Consider the following 16,382-nt stretch of genomic DNA (forward strand, 5'->3'; position numbering starts at 1 on the left):
TACCCCCTTAATCTTTACGGAACATCTTCAGCATGCGCTGAGTGACGGTGAAGCCACCGAAGATGTTAATACTGGCGATCAGCACGGCGATAAACGCCAGCACAGTGACCAAGGTTGAACCTTGTCCTATTTGCAGCAAGGCGCCGACCACGATAATGCCCGAAATCGCGTTAGTCACTGACATTAAAGGCGTATGTAGTGAGTGGGAGACGTTCCACACCACGTAATAGCCCACCACGCAGGACAGGACAAAAACCGTAAAGTGGGATAAGAACTCGGCCGGAGCAACCGAAGCAACCGCGGCAAAACCCGCAGCGCCAAGGGCGGCGAGAATATACTTAAGCTTGGATGGCTTTTTGGCCTCTGCCGCTTTGGCTTCAACCTTAGCCGCAGGTTTGGCGGGCGCTGCCGACACCGAAATCGCCGGTGGCGGGAAGGTCACTTCGCCCGCTTTGACCACTGTCATATTGCGCATCACTACATCATCGAAGTTGATGCTAGCGACGCCATCTTTCTCTTTACACATTAACTTCATCAGGTTGACTAAGTTAGTGCCGTAAAGCTGTGAAGACTGCGCGGGCAGGCGGCCGGGGAGATCGGTAAAGCCGATGACTTTAACGCCATTCTCGGTCACAAACAGCTCGCTTGGCTGAGTGTATTCACAGTTACCGCCCGCTTGCGCGGCCATATCGACAATCACAGAGCCGGGCTTCATGCTGTCGACCATCGCCTTAGTGATGAGCTTAGGTGCTGGGCGACCTGGGATCAGCGCTGTGGTAATGATGATATCGACTTCTTTGGCTTGCTCGGCAAACAGTGCCATTTCGGCGGCGATAAACTCGTCCGACATGGTTTTAGCGTAACCGTCCGATGAGCTGCCATCTTCATTGGTGAAGTCCAGTTTAAGGAACTGGCCACCCATGGATTCGATTTGTTCTGCCACTTCTAAGCGCGTGTCGAAGGCGCGAACGATAGCCCCTAACGAACCTGCGGTACCAATGGCGGCAAGACCCGCCACACCGGCACCAATCACCAGCACTTTTGCCGGAGGAACTTTACCCGCGGCGGTAATTTGTCCGGTAAAGAAACGGCCAAAGTGGTGCGCGGCTTCAACAACGGCGCGATAACCGCCGATATTGGCCATAGAAGAGAGAGCATCGAGGGATTGGGCACGGGAAATACGTGGCACCATGTCCATCGCCATCACATTGATGTTGCGTTTAGACAGTTTCTCGACCAGCTCAGCATTTTGAGCGGGCCAGATAAAGCTGATTAAGGTCGCGCCTTCTTTAATTTGCGCAATTTCAGCATCGGTCGGTGCATTGACTTTAAAAATCAGATCCGCTTGCCAAACCTCTGCCGTGATCTTCGCTCCAGCGGCTTCAAAAGCGGCATCGTCAAAGCTAGACAGTAAGCCAGCATTGGCCTCAACAACAACTTCAAAGCCGAGCTTTTTAAGTTGTTCGACGGTGGCAGGGGTCGCGGCGACCCGAGTTTCACCGGCGAGACTCTCTCTCGGTATTCCAATCTGCATGATTACTCCCTGGTGGTTTATATAATCGTTCCGCCTGAGTGCTTCCCCTGAGCTAAACCTAGGTAGGGCTAGGCCGCGATAAGAATGAACTCGTTTATTCAGTTGTGGCAGTTAGCGCATTCAATCTTGGTATGAAATTTGTGCTTGAAAACAAACTTCTTTGCGAGCAACAGAGGTCACTGTACAGCAGGCTCGTCACCATTGTGGCAATACTTTGGTTTGACACAAGCGTATATTGCTCAAGCTGGTCATTTCTGAACTGGTCGTATCAAAAACTTTTAACCAGTGCACACTTTTGTAGCTTAAATTTTGCACTTTGTATATTCCAAAATGGAATTAAAAATCAAATATTATTCTTTTTTGCTTTTCTAAAACCACGTTAATCTGCTGGACATTACACTGTCATAGGGCCGTCTCATGTTGTTAAAAGAACTTTCATCACTGGCTTCACCCCTGTCGCAACCGCAGGTCGAAAAGCTGAAACAACTCACCGCTGAATTAAACGCGGTGCAACTTGCTTGGGTGAGCGGTTATTTAGCCGCAACGGCCAATGCGGGCAATCAGGCCCAGCTCGCGCCCGTGTCAGACGCACAGGCGGCGCAGACAGTGACCATTCTCTATGGCAGCCAAACCGGTAATGGCCGTGGCATTGCCAAAGCTTTGGCCGAGAAGGCAAAAGCACAGGGCTATGGCGTGAATTTAGCCTCTATGGGTGAATACAATGTGCGTCAGCTCAAGCAAGAAACCTTGTTATTGCTGGTGGTCAGTACTCATGGTGAAGGTAAAGCGCCGGATGATGCGATTGAATTACATAAGTTTTTAGCATCAAAACGTGCACCTCAATTAAACAACTTACATTACTCAGTGTTGGCACTGGGCGATTCGAGCTATGAGTTTTTCTGTCAAACCGGTAAAGATTTCGATGCCCGTCTGTCGGCTTTAGGCGCCAAAGCGCTGCTGCCTCTGGTTGAGTGTGATGTGGACTATGAGGCTGCGGCCGGACAGTGGCACGCCGATGTGCTCACTGCGGTGAAGCCACTCATTCAAACCACGGCTAACGTGGTGGCGCTCAATGATACCGGCTCGGCACCAGCTGCCAGCGAAAGCGAATTTACGAAGCAAAACCCTTACAGTGCCGAAGTGTTGGTGAGCCAGAAGATCACCGGACGCGGTTCAGACCGAGACGTACGCCACGTTGAAATCGATTTAGGCGAGTCAGGACTGCGTTACGAAGTCGGTGATGCCCTTGGCGTGTGGTTTAGCAACAGTGACACCTTAGTCGATGAGATTTTAGCTGGCTTAGGGTTAGCGGCCGATGCCACTGTGACCGTCGGTAATGAGTCAATCAACCTCAAACAAGCCTTAATCGAGAAGAAAGAGCTGACACAGTTATATCCTGGTTTAGTCAAAGCCTGGGCCGAGTTGTCCGCAAGCCCTGAGCTGCTTGCTATTAGCGAAGATAAAGAACAGGTTCGCCAGTTTATCTTACATCATCAATTTGCAGACTTAGTGGCAAACTACCAGCTCAAGGCCGATGCTAATCTGGATGCAAACAAGTTAGTGGAGCTATTACGCCCATTAACGCCAAGACTCTACTCCATCGCTTCGAGCCAGAGTGAAGTCGATACCGAAGTGCATCTGACAGTGGCCTTGGTGGAGGATGAGCACCAAGGGCAAGCCCGTTTTGGCGGCGCATCGCATTTCTTAGCCTCGGCACAGGAAGGCGCCGAAGTAAAAGTGTATGTTGAACCGAACAAGCATTTCCGTTTACCTGAAGATCCACAAACGCCTGTCATCATGATTGGTCCTGGTACTGGTGTTGCGCCGTTTCGCGCCTTTATGCAGGAGCGCGTGGCGCAAGGCGCTGAGGGCGATAGCTGGTTATTCTTCGGTAATCCTCACTTTGAGCAGGACTTCCTGTATCAAACCGAGTGGCAACAGTATCTGAAAAACGGCGATTTAACCCGTATTGATGTGGCATTTTCGCGGGATCAGGCCCATAAGATTTACGTGCAGCACCGCATTAAAGAACAGGGACAAACCCTGTGGCAATGGCTGCAAAATGGGGCGCATCTTTATATTTGTGGTGATGCCGAGCGTATGGCTAAAGACGTACATCAAGCCCTATTAGCGGTTGCGGTGGAGTTTGGCGGACTGTCGAGCGAGGCGGCGGAAGAATATTTCGAGACTCTGCGCAGTCATAAACGTTACCAAAAAGACGTGTACTAATTAATTGATCCCAAAGATAGAGCAGTATCCACTGAGATACTGCCGCCGAACGAATTTTAAGAGGCAGTTGCCATGAGTGAGCAAAAGTTAGCATTAAACGAATACCTAAAGACCGACAGTGATTATCTGCGTGGCACTATTAAAGAGGGATTAGACTCCTCGGTGACGGGCAGTTTTAGCGACGGCGATCAGCAATTGATCAAATTCCACGGCTTCTATCAGCAGGATGACCGCGATTTACGTAACGAACGTAAAGAGCAAAAACTCGAGCCTTTATATAGCTTTATGTTACGTGCTCGCGTGCCAGGCGGTGTGTGTACACCTAAGCAATGGTTAGGTGTGGATGAAATTGCCTCGACGCTTACTAGCTCTAACAGCATTCGTTTAACGACGCGCCAGACGTTCCAATACCACGGCATTCCAAAGCGTAACCTCAAGACCATTATTCAAGGCTTGGACCGTGAGGCGCTCGATTCTATCGCCGCCTGTGGTGACGTTAACCGCAACGTGATGTGTAACCCGAATCCGGTGGAATCTAAGCTGCATGCGCAGGCCTATGAAGTCGCGAAAAAGCTGTCTGATCACCTGCTGCCCCACACTCGCGCCTACGCCGAGATTTGGCTAGACGAAGAGAAGTTACTGACCACAGAAGACGAAACCGTTGAACCTGTATACGGCAAGACCTACTTGCCACGTAAGTTTAAGATGGCCGTTGCCGTACCACCGGATAACGATGTTGATGTCTACACCAACGATTTAGGCTTTATTGCGGTGGCCGAAAATGGCGAATTAGTCGGTTTTAACCTGACAGCAGGTGGCGGCATGGGCTCGACCCACGGTGAAGTGGAAACCTTCCCGCGCTTGGCCGATGACTTTGGTTTTATCAAAACTGAAGATGTGATGAAGTTTGCCGAAGCTGTGATGACAGTGCAGCGTGACTGGGGTAATCGTACCAATCGTAAGCGTTCGCGCCTTAAGTACACTATCGTCGACCATGGTTATGAGAAGTTTAAGGCCGAAGTGGAAGCCCGTGCTGGCGTTAAATTTGAGCCTAAGCGCGATGTGGTGATTGGCGATCGCGGCGATCGTTATGGCTGGGTCGAAGGCGTCGATGGTAAGTGGCATTTAACCCTGTTTATTGAAAGCGGCCGCATTAAAGACGTGCCCGGTAAGAGTTTGCAAACCGGCATGCGTGAAATCGCGAAGATCCACAAGGGCGATTTCCGCATGACCTCAAACCAGAATATGATTATTGCGGGTGTGGCTCCCGAGGATAAAGCGACCATCGAAGGCCTTGCCCGTAAACACGGTTTACTCGGCCAAGTGCTGACCCAAACTCGCGGTCATTCGATTGCCTGTGTTGCCTTGCCAACCTGTCCATTGGCGATGGCGGAAGCTGAGCGTTATTTCCCTGAATTTATCGACCATATCGATGCGCTGCAGGCTAAAAATGGTATTAGCGATCAAGCCATAGTGGTGCGTATGACCGGTTGTCCAAACGGTTGCGCCCGCCCATTTGCCGCCGAAATCGGCTTAGTGGGTAAGGCGCCAGGTCGCTATAACCTGTATCTCGGGGCGAACTTCGAAGGTACTCGCCTGAATAAGATGTACAGAGAGAATATCCAAGAGGCTGAGATCCTTGCTGAATTGGATGCATTATTTGCCCGCTACGCGGTTGAGCGTAATGCAGGCGAAACCTTTGGTAACTTCACCGTCCGCACGGGCGTAGTGAAGGCGGTAATAGATGCCGCTAAGGATTTCCATGGCTGATCTTGATTCTGGGGTAACGGGTTCTGGCTTGCCGAACGCGTTGCAGAGCGTGGTAAGTCACAGCGAACTTAAAGCGCTGCTGACGGCGCCTAAGGATGTGCAGCAAGCAGAACTGGAGCGCATTAATCGCTTCTTGGCCGGATTGACGGCTCAAGAGCGAGTGCTCTGGGGCTTAGCTTATTTGCCGGGTAATCACGCGCTGTCATCCAGTTTTGGGATCCAAGCGGCGGTGATGCTGCATATGGTGAGTCAGGTGCAATCGGATATTCCGGTGATCTTAACGGATACTGGGTATCTCTTTCCTGAGACATATCAGTTTATTGACCAGCTAACCGAGCGTTTATCCTTAAACCTCAAGGTTTACCAAGCGCCAATGACCTCGGCATGGCAGGAGGCGCGTTTTGGCAAGCTGTGGGAGCAGGGCTTAGATGGGCTCGAGCGTTACAATCGACTGAATAAAGTGGAGCCGATGCAACGTGCTTTGGCAGAACTTGAAGTCGGCACTTGGTTTGCGGGACTTCGCCGCAGTCAGTCGAGCACACGCGAAGAGTTACCGATATTGGCTATCCACGGAACTCGCTTTAAGCTGCTGCCGATTATCGAGTGGTCGAACAAAGATGTGCACCTGTATCTGACGCAATTTGACTTGCCTTACCATCCTCTATGGGATCAAGGTTATGTTTCTGTTGGGGATACCCATTCGAGTAAACCCTTAGAATTAGGGATGACTGAAGAAGAAACCCGCTTTAATGGCTTAAAACGCGAATGCGGTTTGCATTACGAAATATAACCATCTATCTGATTTAATAGAAAAATGCCACAGTATTACCTGTGGCATTTTTTATTTTATGTCGCCAAAAGAATGTTTTGCTTAATTTTTCAGCGATTTGGCCGTTAAAGTATTTTGAGTGTCATTCTGGCGTCATTAAAGTCAGATAAATTTTATTTTCACAGAGTTAGTTAAGGCTTGTTCACCAGTAGTAAAATTTTTGTACATTTTTACTCACAGAGTTATGCACATTAGAATGTTCTGAGCTATATTACAAAGTTCCCGTAGATGGTTTTGAGGGAGTTTACTGCGCAGATATGCCCTAGTCGGTATTTTGCCAAGTTAAGTTGTTGAATATCGTTATTTATGGGCTTAGTTTGCTGTGTAACGATATAACGAGACGGAAAACAGTCGCACTTCCAAAAGACCTTGCTCGCCGCCGCGAGTATCAAGCAGTTTGATTGACTTGCTAGCCCTCGTTAATCTGCCCATTTCACCTCGGTCAGCTGTGGTCAAAGCTGCCGAGGTTGAGTCAACATAGTTAACATCGTTTATTTCGTTAATTCATCAATTCAGCTCGGTTTTTGGCGCTGTTTATGACAATATTATCATCAACTTACACTGTGCTATTTTATGCTGAGTGGCTAATGCCGCCGCATATGGCCCCTTTGATGGAATTATTGATGAGGATTACTGGATGACCGCCCCTATGTATGCCACGCGCGATCATGTTCATCGTCCTCAAGGGAATAAATCTAATCGCCCAGCGCCCAAGCCCAAAGCACGCGGCCTTAAGCGCATAGTCGCTTGGCTCGTTAAACTCATCTTAGGCTTATTACTCGCCTCCATTTTAAGCGTGGTGCTACTGCGTTTTATTGACCCGCCGATGTGGACTTGGCGGATTGAACGGGCATTATTCCCGCCCGCGCCAGTGACAGAAGTGCGACATCAATGGCGCTCACTCGAGCAAATCTCCCCTGAATTACAATTAGCCGTGATTGCCGCAGAGGATCAAAAGTTTGCCAGTCACACGGGGTTTGATTTAGCCGCGATAAGTTCGGCCATTGAATATAACCAAAAAGGCAACAAGGTTCGTGGTGCGAGTACCTTAAGTCAGCAAGCGGCGAAAAACCTGTTTATGTGGTCGAGCCGCAGTTTTATCCGCAAGGGAATTGAGGCCTGGTTTACCCTGTTGATGGAATTGATTTGGGATAAGTCGCGCATACTCGAGGTGTATTTGAACATCGTCGAATTTGGCCCCGGAATATATGGCGCCGAAGCCGCATCGAAACATTATTTTAGTAAGAGTGCCGCCAAATTAACCCGTTATGAGGCGTCATTATTAGCAGCGGTATTGCCTAATCCTTGGCGTTATAAAGTCTCGCCGCCTTCACCCTATGTTGAGCAGCGCTCCGCTTGGATCCGTAAGCAAATGCGCCAGTTAGGGGAAGTGACTCTTAATCGTGTTCATCAGGCCGATTAACGGGTAAATAAGGCGATAACTTTCGTCTTATTAATATGCCATGCGCTTTATCGTTAATATGAACTTTATCCTCAAGATGAATTAGGCTCTGAATGTAAATTTCATTTAGTTTGCCAAGCGAATTTGCCTTAATTGCGCAGCTTGATTCGCATCCTAGGTTAATTAATGGTAAATTAACGCACGAATTTCCCCTTCAAATACACTCAGTCCTTTGGCTATTCCCCTCGCTAATTTTTAGCTTGTGTCGGATGTTGGTTTGCCATGATGCGTGTAAAAAGGAATGACAACAGGTCAGTATTTAAATACCGAAGGTGAGTGCTTTCGGTATTATTTTTGTCACTTTGACGGTTATTAAATGGAGTTTTAGATGAAGAAGATTGTTATTGCTGCGGCAATTATTGCAGCGGGAGCAGGTGCTTATTGGTACACTCAGCATGGAACTAGCTCGAGTGCTTCGGCCAATCCTTTGCTTGATTATATCCCTGCCGACACCCCAGTATTTTCAGGTCAGTTAAAACCTTTCCCACTGAAAAACTACCTGCAATCTATTTCTGGCAATTACCAGCAATATTCAACAGATTCTCTGGCAGAGTTAGGCGCATTAGATAGCCCTATGGCCAAGTTTTTTGTCAGTATCTATACGCAGTATATGGATGGGATAAAAAATCCAACCCAATTGCTTAAGACCTTTGGTTTACCAAATGAAGTCGAGCCTTTTTTCTATACCTTAGGTGTGATCCCAGTTCTTAAAACCAATGTGGATCAAATCGATGCATTCTGGGCCGTCTTGGATAAAGCCGAGAAAGACAGCGGCTTCACCCATGAGAAGCGCACCTTGGCGGGCGTTGATTATCGCGCTTATTCACTGGCCGAAGAAGGTTCTACTGAGAAGGTTGACCTGTTATTTGCCCATAAAGATGGCATCTTAACTGTGACCTTGTCTGGCACAACGATTGAGCCCGAAATCTTAGAAATGGCATTTGGATTAAAGAAACCGACTCAATCCTTAGCCGCTTCAGGCATGCTGAAAGACATCATCAAAACCCATGGTTTTATGGAAGATAGCATCAGCTTTATCAACCACGTAGAGATTGTTAAAGCGATTACCTCTCCCGATGGCAATATGCTAGGCAAACAGCTCACTCAGTTCATGGCAGAAGAAAGCCAAGGTGAAGATCCTTTTGCAGAGATCCGTACTCCTGAATGTAAAGCTGAGCTAACCGCCATTGCCGCCAACTGGCCTCGTACTGTTGCTGGGTTAACCGCATTTAGCTCGACCGAAAAAGAAAGCCATATGGCAGCTTCTTTTGTGGTTGAAAGTAAAAACCAAGCAATCTTAACCGCGCTGCAAAAAATGCGCGGCTATATTCCAACCCACTTAGCCGATATTAACAGCACTATCTTCTCTATGGGGCTGGGGATTGATGTTAACGAAGTTGCGCCTTCACTGACGGCGATCTGGGATGACCTGCAAAAGCCGCAGTTAACCTGTGCACCGCTTGCCGAGCTGCAAGCCGAGTTAAGCCAACAAAGCCCTGCTATGTTAGGTATGTTTACTGGTATGGCTAACGGCGTTAAAGGTGTGAGCCTGTCATTGCTCGATTATAAGATGAGCACACAAGACCAAGAGCCTAAGCTTGAAAGCTTAGATGCCTTAGTGAGCTTAACGGCTGATAATCCTTCAATGCTGTTCAATATGGTGAAGCCTTTTGCTCCAATGCTGGCTGAACTGCAAGTTGCGGATAATGGCGAGCCTACCGATTTATCACCACTGTTAATGTTGCCGCCTGAGATGAACATCAAGCCGATGCTGGCGATTAAAGGACAACACTTAGTGGTTTACTCTGGCGATAAAGGCTTAGCGTTAGCCAATAAACTGGCTGGCGAGAAGCCATCGGCCAATGGGCTTTACAGCATGTCGGCTGATTACGGTAAGATGTTTACCCCAGTACTGACCCTGTTAGAACTGACTGGCGAGCCGATTCCTGAAGAGCTGCAAATGCTGAAAGATTACAATATGCGCGTGCAAATGAGTTTCGATGTGAACAAACAAGGCATAGTGTTTGGTTCTGTGATGAACTCAAAGGCGAGCGAGAAGAAGTAAGCTTGATGCTTTAGAGTGTTAATTGAAAAGCCAGCTGATTGCTGGCTTTTTTGTTAATTGGCTTGCGCTAACTTAGGTTGAGAACCGAGGGGCGAGTCTATGGATTTCGGTTTCGCGGCGCGCACTAAACTGACCAATCCTTGCCATTCAATATCGCTGTTCTGTGGCAGCCAAATATCCGGCTCTGTGCCTTTTCCTGAAAGCAATTCACCTGCGGCGTCATAGGTGAGTGAGCTGCTAAAGCGGACATCTAAATCACTGTTAGGTAAGGTGAGTTGGTATTGTCTGGCAAAATCTCCTGAGGTTTTCTCCCCAATCAGATTCACTCTCGACCAAGCTTTTGTGCGGTAGGCTATCCACTCGCATTCCTGTTTACATAAAGGGCTTACTAGCAGTGCAAGGCGATTATTGCCTTCAGCTGAAACTTCGGGTTTCGTGCGGACAAACCAAGGGCTAAATCGGCTTTCATCTATGCTTGGCAGACGCCTCGTTAGTACCTTAAGTCGAGGCGAGCTGAGTTCCAGTGCCTCGAGCGGCCTAAAGTTTAGGGGCCTTAAATAATCATTCCTCAGTTCTGGTGAGCGGCGATAATGGGCAAAGCCCATTATTTGTGTCATGGCTGAGGTATAGGGCGTCGCATTTTGAGGGGCATCTTGATAACGCGATAACATGGTCAGTAATTTAGGGCTAAAGCCCCTTGCTTGCCTTAAATCGACTATCAATAAGGGTTGTTCCATGCCTTGGCGTAGGGCGTCTTGTTGCCTCTTATCGAGTTCAAAGCCATAGAGATCATCTATCTTGAGTCGTGCAGTCGCTGGATTGATCTGCTCCAATGAGTAATCAGGCCTGATTGGCGCCGTCGGGGCCAAATTATCGAGTTGGGTGATCAGGCTTTCAAAACTCAGTTCAGTCTCATCCTCAATCGGTTTAACTATGGTTTTCGATGGTTGCGGCAGGGCGATAGTCACTTGCGTGGTCTGCAAATCATCATTAATCAAGCTGATAAGCACATGAGGTTTGATGCTTAAGCCTAAGTCCTCTCGCAATAAATTGAGTCGCTTGAGCCAAATCAGCTGCATCTCTTGGCTGTTTTTCGCTGGCTCTGATAAGTAGGCTTGGCTGGCCGAAATCCATTTGCTTAAGGGGATGCCATCGATATGGGTAATAAAGGGGAAATCGGCGCTGATGGGGTTATTTTTGCTGTCCAAGGCGAGCCATTGCTCGTTGACAGGCCTGAGTGTTAAGGGCAGTTCACCGCTGCTATTTTCGACTTTCGCAACCTGTGTCCCTGGGTCTTTTAAGGTATTAAGTAGCTTAGTGAGCTCGGCTGCGAAGCGCTCTTTAGGCACAACATCTTGATATTGTTCTGTGATTAATCCTGCCAGTCGTTTGAGCTGCTGCTCATTAGCTTGTGGGTCTAGGGCGTAAAATGCCGAGTGTTGCTCAATTTGGTCGAACAGAATATAGAGATCTTGACGAATATCTTTGGTCGTTAGCGTGGGTTGTGCTTTTTCAGGAATAGCGAAAAACGCGAGCCTAATAAGGCTCGCGCAAATGATCACGCCCAGTAACGTCACGACAGTGCGATAGCTAAAATTCATATTCCTCCATGACCACTTACTTTTACGGCTAAAAAGGTGTGCGACTATCGATGTAAATGCCTATTTTGGCAATAAAAATCGTCTTTGCGTACCTTTTGCTCATATCCGTTTGAGCAATTTAGCAGCAGTTTTGGCAAGTCAGCATAGAATTATGGCTGTTTTTTGTGCTCTGTCACGGTTGAATCGTTAGAGAATATCGTTGAGTGATAGGCCGATACCTATGCGTTGGTTATGGTAGTTGTAGTCGATAAGACTCTCGCCATAGCCGTTAAAGTATTGAGTATAAAGGCGTAAATTACCGATTATCGGGTAACTCCAAGTAAATTCTGCCGATCCACGGTCAATATCTTTAAAGTTAGTTTTTAGGGTGAGGGTGAATCTATGGTCATCAATGCCATAAACCCCTACAAACTCGGCTTTACCTATGTATTCATCAATATCGGGGTTATCGTCACCGCGGGGTTGATGGATATCGGTTTTTTCGTCCTCTGGAATACGCCACCACACCTTAGTGGCAAAGGCCAGCGGGCCGGCATCGAAGATCATGGTGCCATAGATACGGTTCCAGCTACGGGATAATAACCCTGACTTACCGTTAGATTGATGCACAGCGCCAAAACCCCAGAAGGAGTTAGTCACGCTGCCGATTTTCCAATCATTGTTGAACAGCATAAAGATTTCGGGTTCGTGGTTAGTCTCACGGAAAGGAGAAGAAATATCCTTGTTATACAGCTGCCAGTAGGATTGGTTTGTGTAGGCAAAAAACAGGTGACCATTGTCACCAAAGACGTTGTACCAAATAGGGAACTTAAAGCTTATCTGGAACTTAGCTTCCATTTCGTCCAGGGTGTAGTCGTTTTCGGCCGCATCTTGGGCGAAGGGCGCCATATTGGGATCGGGGTTGTAAGTGGCGGGTAAAATGTAATTCACTTTATGCGGCGTGATCACGAATGGACGTTCTGAGGTGGCTAGCTCGTCCTGTACCCGTCCTTTAACGAGGGATTCTTCCGCTTGAAGTCCAGTACAAGTTAACAGCCCAATTAATGCGATACCTTTATAAAATAGGGACATCGGCCCTCCTTGATGTGTCTGTTTGCCTTACGCTTTCTCGTTGTTTACCCAGCTTAACATTAGTTTGTGGATTTATTATGAGAAATCCTGCCATGTGTCTTATTCCGTTCTGGCGAGATGGAGCCTATTTTCGTGGTCTAAAGAAGCAACTAAGTAGAATTTTTTGCAATAACATAGTGCGGTTATGTGAGCTGATGCAAGTTTTGATTGCCGATATATTCGCCTTAAAAGCATACTTTATCTAGCTATTTCATTTAGTTAAATGATTTTTAGGCATATGGCACTTTTGCCGCCCTCACTTATAGTTAATTGGCTGAATTCGAAGTTCTGCTGTTATTTCTTTTTGATATAACAATTAATGATTTTATATTTATTAAGGAATATAACTAGGGCTATATTGCTACACATTGATCTCATATCGGGGAATGTGATGGAAATTTTATCTTTACCGGGCCAAAGGGCGAAGGGCAAAGTCTGGCTGGTTGGCGCAGGCCCCGGAGACGTTGAACTCTTAACCCTCAAGGCTTGGCGCATTCTTAAGTCCGCCGACGCTGTGCTATACGATGCACTTGTCAGCCAAGATATCCTCGATTTGATCCCTAAGGATGCAGAGAAGATTGCCGTCGGCAAACGTGCCGGTAAGCATAGTGCTGCACAAGATGAAATTAATCAGTTATTGGTGACGAAAGCCTATACCCGTAAAAACGTGGTACGCCTCAAGGGCGGCGATCCGTTTATTTTTGGTCGTGGTGGTGAAGAGTTACAAACCTTAGTCGAAGCGGGCGTCGAATTTGAAGTGGTTCCTGGCATTACCGCCGCCAGTGGCACTTCGGCCTATGCGGGCATTCCATTAACCCACAGGGATTATGCTCAAGGGGTAACCTTTATTACTGGCCATTGTCAGCTTGAAAGCCGTCCGATGGACTGGCAGGGGTACGCTAATCCAAACAATACCTTAGTTGTGTATATGGGGATTTTAAATGCGGGCATTATTCGTCAAGGATTAATCGATGCTGGCCGTAGCCCGCAAACCCCAGTGGCGATTGTCTCTAAGGCGACCACTCAGTCGCAGCAGCGTTTTATTGGCCAATTAGATTCACTCGAGCAGCTCGCGGCCGATCCGCAATTACAAATGCCCGCCCTGATGATTATTGGCGAAGTGGTTGCGCTGGCTGACAGCTTAAACTGGTTCCAACCTAAGGGTGAAGGCGAGTCAGCACCCGATACCACTGATGCCGCCAAGATTGTGGCAAAAATTTAGTTAAATCAGATTTTTTAGAAATAGTTAAGTTAAATCCAGCTGCCTGTCGCAGCCCATTTTAGGTAAACGGAGAAGAGTATGGCCGGGCGTGAATTAAGCCACTTACAACAACTGGAAGCCGAAAGCATTCAGATCATTCGTGAAGTCGCTGCCGAATTCGACAATCCAGTAATGTTGTATTCCATCGGAAAAGATTCTTCGGTGATGTTACACCTTGCGCGTAAAGCTTTTTATCCCGGCAAGATCCCATTCCCCTTGCTGCACGTGGATACGGGCTGGAAATTCAAAGAGATGATCGCCTTTCGTGATGCGCAGGCGAAAAAGTTCGGCTTTGAATTATTGACCCACACCAACCCAGAAGGCGTTGCCCAAGGGATTAACCCCTTCGATCATGGCAGTGCCAAGCACACTGACATCATGAAAACCCAAGGCTTAAAACAAGCCTTAAACCAATATGGTTTCGATGCCGCATTCGGTGGTGCGCGCCGCGATGAGGAAAAGTCCCGCGCGAAGGAGCGGGTGTATTCGTTCCGCGATCGTCACCATAGATGGGACCCTAAGAATCAGCGCCCCGAACTGTGGCGCACCTATAACGGCGCGATTAATAAGGGGGAAAGTATTCGTGTCTTCCCTTTATCTAACTGGACCGAACTCGATATTTGGCAATATATCTATCAAGAAAACATTGAGTTAGTGCCTCTGTATTTTGCCGCCGAGCGCCCTGTGGTTGAGCGTGGCGGTCAGTTAATTATGGCCGACGATGAGCGTATGAAGCTCGAGGAAGGCGAAACCATCAAGCATGAGGTGGTGCGTTTTAGAACCTTAGGTTGTTATCCATTGACGGCGGCGATGCATTCGCAGGCGGATAATCTCGAAAAAATCATCGAAGAAATGCTGTTAACTCGCTCGAGCGAACGCCAAGGGCGGTTGATTGACTCGGATCAGAGTGCATCGATGGAGCAGAAGAAACGCCAAGGTTATTTCTAAACCAAGGCATTTCGAGCGCAGGTTAGAGACAGATTAAACCGATTTCGTGAATGTCCCGATGAAGGCTTTTAGAGCAATCGAGTACCAGTGACTTCACGAACAGTTGAGCAAGATAAGAGTGAGATAAAGATGGATAAAGCGGTCAATAAAACCAATCGTATGGCGGCAGAAATCAGCCAGCACGGGGTAAAAGAATATCTAGCCCAGCAACAACATAAAGGTTTGTTGCGCTTTTTAACCTGCGGCAGCGTAGACGATGGCAAGAGCACCCTGATTGGCCGTTTACTGCATGACAGCGCGCAGATTTACGAAGACCAACTCGCCAGCTTAAAAAATGATAGCGCTAAGATGGGCACAACGGGCGAGGCCATAGACTTGGCTTTGCTGGTGGATGGTCTGCAAGCCGAGCGCGAGCAGGGTATTACTATCGATGTCGCTTATCGTTATTTTTCAAGCGACAAGCGTAAGTTTATCATCGCCGATACCCCTGGCCATGAGCAGTACACCCGTAATATGGCGACTGGCGCCTCAACCTGTGATTTAGCGGTGATCTTAGTGGATGCGCGTTACGGCGTGCAGACTCAAACCAAGCGTCATGCCTTTATTGCCTCTTTGCTGGGTATTCGTCACTTTGTGGTCGCGGTTAATAAGATGGATTTACTCGGGTTCGATGAGCAAGTGTTTAATCGTATCCGTAATGATTTCAGTGAGTTTGTAAAAGACTTTGGCGACTTAGATATCCACTTTGTGCCCTTATCAGCGCTCAATGGCGATAACGTGGTTGAGCCGAGTCTGCATACGCCTTGGTATCAGGGCGGCACACTGCTGGAGCTACTCGAAACCATTGATACTCAACGTGAACTCAGCGCCTTGCCTGTACGCTTCCCAGTGCAATATGTGTCGCGTCCAAATCTCGATTTTCGTGGTTTTGCCGGTACTTTAGCCTCTGGTGTCATCAAGGTGGGTGACGAGGTGGTTGCGCTGCCTTCGGGTAAGCGTAGCAAGGTTGAACGCATTGTGACCTTCGATGGCGATCTCGCCGAAGCAACGGCTGGGCAAGCCGTCACTATCACCTTAGAAGATGAAATCGATATTTCCCGCGGTGACTTGCTGGCACTGCCAGAGAGTGCGCCACAGGTTGCCAATCAAATCGTGGCTGACCTAGTGTGGATGGATGAAAAACCATTACAACTCGGCCAGTTATACGACATTAAAGTTGCGGGTAAGAAGACCCAAGCCTCTGTTACGGCCATCGACTATGTGGTTGATGTGAACACGCTTGCGCGCAGCAGCGCCGACACTTTAGGGCTCAATGCCATCGCCCGCGTGACCTTAGAGCTGACCGAAGATATCGTCTTCGATGCCTATTCGCTGGTGCGTGATACTGGCGGCATGATCCTGATTGACCGTTTATCCAATGCTACTGTTGCGGCTGTGATGGTGGTATCGGGTCAGCATGTGAACAAGCAAGCGTCTTCACAATTTAGCGCCTTTGAAATCGAGTTTAATGCGCTGGTGCGTAAGCACTTCCCGCATTGGCAAGCGATTGATATTTCAAAGCTTGGAGCCTAAT

11 protein-coding genes are annotated in these 16,382 nt (G+C 48.1%); 8 read left to right on the plus strand and 3 right to left on the minus strand.

Translation table 11 applies throughout. The annotated features are described in order from the left end of the window. Positions 1-7: 7 nt before the first annotated feature. Positions 8-1,534 carry a Re/Si-specific NAD(P)(+) transhydrogenase subunit alpha gene (locus K0H60_RS04545; RefSeq protein ID WP_088210993.1) on the minus strand — a complete coding sequence of 509 codons (1,527 nt, stop codon included), beginning with the start codon at positions 1,532-1,534 and terminating at the stop codon, positions 8-10. 417 nt (positions 1,535-1,951) lie between these two features. Here K0H60_RS04545 and K0H60_RS04550 point away from each other — a divergent pair, with 417 nt between their 5' ends. The 5 genes from K0H60_RS04550 to K0H60_RS04570 all read left to right on the plus strand — a co-directional run bounded on the left by K0H60_RS04550 (position 1,952) and on the right by K0H60_RS04570 (position 9,889). Then, positions 1,952-3,763 (plus strand): assimilatory sulfite reductase (NADPH) flavoprotein subunit, encoded by a 1,812-nt coding sequence (locus tag K0H60_RS04550; RefSeq protein ID WP_220057415.1) that lies wholly within the window; start codon positions 1,952-1,954, stop codon positions 3,761-3,763. 72 nt (positions 3,764-3,835) lie between these two features. Next, positions 3,836-5,533, plus strand: a complete 1,698-nt coding sequence (gene cysI / locus K0H60_RS04555) for an assimilatory sulfite reductase (NADPH) hemoprotein subunit (RefSeq protein ID WP_011625339.1) — start codon at positions 3,836-3,838, stop codon at positions 5,531-5,533. After that, positions 5,526-6,323, plus strand: a complete 798-nt coding sequence (locus K0H60_RS04560; protein ID WP_011715997.1) for a phosphoadenylyl-sulfate reductase — start codon at positions 5,526-5,528, stop codon at positions 6,321-6,323. Before cysI ends, K0H60_RS04560 begins: the two co-directional genes overlap by 8 nt. A 676-nt stretch (positions 6,324-6,999) precedes the next feature. Further along, the gene (gene mtgA, locus K0H60_RS04565; RefSeq protein WP_220057416.1) at positions 7,000-7,785 is read left to right on the plus strand and encodes a monofunctional biosynthetic peptidoglycan transglycosylase; all 786 of its coding nucleotides are present in this window, start codon (positions 7,000-7,002) and stop codon (positions 7,783-7,785) included. Between the two features lie 367 nt (positions 7,786-8,152). After that, on the plus strand, positions 8,153-9,889 hold the full coding sequence (locus tag K0H60_RS04570; RefSeq protein ID WP_220057417.1) for a hypothetical protein: 1,737 nt from the start codon (positions 8,153-8,155) through the stop codon (positions 9,887-9,889). A 53-nt stretch (positions 9,890-9,942) separates the two neighbouring features. Here K0H60_RS04570 and K0H60_RS04575 read toward each other — a convergent pair whose 3' ends face one another. Continuing rightward, positions 9,943-11,490 carry a S41 family peptidase gene (locus K0H60_RS04575; RefSeq protein ID WP_220057418.1) on the minus strand — a complete coding sequence of 516 codons (1,548 nt, stop codon included), beginning with the start codon at positions 11,488-11,490 and terminating at the stop codon, positions 9,943-9,945. A gap of 186 nt (positions 11,491-11,676) precedes the next feature. Continuing rightward, a complete protein-coding gene (locus K0H60_RS04580) occupies positions 11,677-12,561 on the minus strand; it encodes a phospholipase A (protein ID WP_088210987.1) in 885 nt (294 codons plus the stop codon). Positions 12,562-12,991: 430 nt separating this feature from the next. Between K0H60_RS04580 and cobA the strand changes: the two genes are divergently transcribed. The 3 genes from cobA (at position 12,992) to cysN (ending at position 16,381) form a co-directional block, all read left to right on the plus strand. Further along, positions 12,992-13,822: a uroporphyrinogen-III C-methyltransferase gene (cobA, locus tag K0H60_RS04585; protein WP_220057419.1), complete on the plus strand. Its 831-nt coding sequence runs from the start codon at positions 12,992-12,994 to the stop codon at positions 13,820-13,822. A gap of 78 nt (positions 13,823-13,900) precedes the next feature. Continuing rightward, a complete protein-coding gene (cysD, locus tag K0H60_RS04590; RefSeq protein WP_220057420.1) occupies positions 13,901-14,809 on the plus strand; it encodes a sulfate adenylyltransferase subunit CysD in 909 nt (302 codons plus the stop codon). A gap of 129 nt (positions 14,810-14,938) precedes the next feature. Next, positions 14,939-16,381: a sulfate adenylyltransferase subunit CysN gene (gene cysN / locus K0H60_RS04595; protein WP_086902092.1), complete on the plus strand. Its 1,443-nt coding sequence runs from the start codon at positions 14,939-14,941 to the stop codon at positions 16,379-16,381. The last annotated feature ends 1 nt before the right edge of the window (position 16,382 follow it).

The organism is Shewanella mangrovisoli, from assembly GCF_019457635.1.
GTDB classification, from domain to species: domain Bacteria; phylum Pseudomonadota; class Gammaproteobacteria; order Enterobacterales; family Shewanellaceae; genus Shewanella; species Shewanella mangrovisoli.

What these genes read in the sequence shown, in the direction of transcription:
- K0H60_RS04570 (WP_220057417.1), top strand. Translation starts at nt 8,153, where the DNA reads ATGAAGAAGATTGTTATTGCTGCGGCAATTATTGCAGCGGGAGCAGGT.
- mtgA (WP_220057416.1), top strand. Translation starts at nt 7,000, where the DNA reads ATGACCGCCCCTATGTATGCCACGCGCGATCATGTTCATCGTCCTCAA.
- K0H60_RS04575 (WP_220057418.1), bottom strand. Translation starts at nt 11,490, where the DNA reads ATGAATTTTAGCTATCGCACTGTCGTGACGTTACTGGGCGTGATCATT.
- cobA (WP_220057419.1), top strand. Translation starts at nt 12,992, where the DNA reads ATGGAAATTTTATCTTTACCGGGCCAAAGGGCGAAGGGCAAAGTCTGG.
- cysN (WP_086902092.1), top strand. Translation starts at nt 14,939, where the DNA reads ATGGATAAAGCGGTCAATAAAACCAATCGTATGGCGGCAGAAATCAGC.
- K0H60_RS04560 (WP_011715997.1), top strand. Translation starts at nt 5,526, where the DNA reads ATGGCTGATCTTGATTCTGGGGTAACGGGTTCTGGCTTGCCGAACGCG.
- cysI (WP_011625339.1), top strand. Translation starts at nt 3,836, where the DNA reads ATGAGTGAGCAAAAGTTAGCATTAAACGAATACCTAAAGACCGACAGT.
- K0H60_RS04580 (WP_088210987.1), bottom strand. Translation starts at nt 12,561, where the DNA reads ATGTCCCTATTTTATAAAGGTATCGCATTAATTGGGCTGTTAACTTGT.
- K0H60_RS04550 (WP_220057415.1), top strand. Translation starts at nt 1,952, where the DNA reads ATGTTGTTAAAAGAACTTTCATCACTGGCTTCACCCCTGTCGCAACCG.
- cysD (WP_220057420.1), top strand. Translation starts at nt 13,901, where the DNA reads ATGGCCGGGCGTGAATTAAGCCACTTACAACAACTGGAAGCCGAAAGC.
- K0H60_RS04545 (WP_088210993.1), bottom strand. Translation starts at nt 1,534, where the DNA reads ATGCAGATTGGAATACCGAGAGAGAGTCTCGCCGGTGAAACTCGGGTC.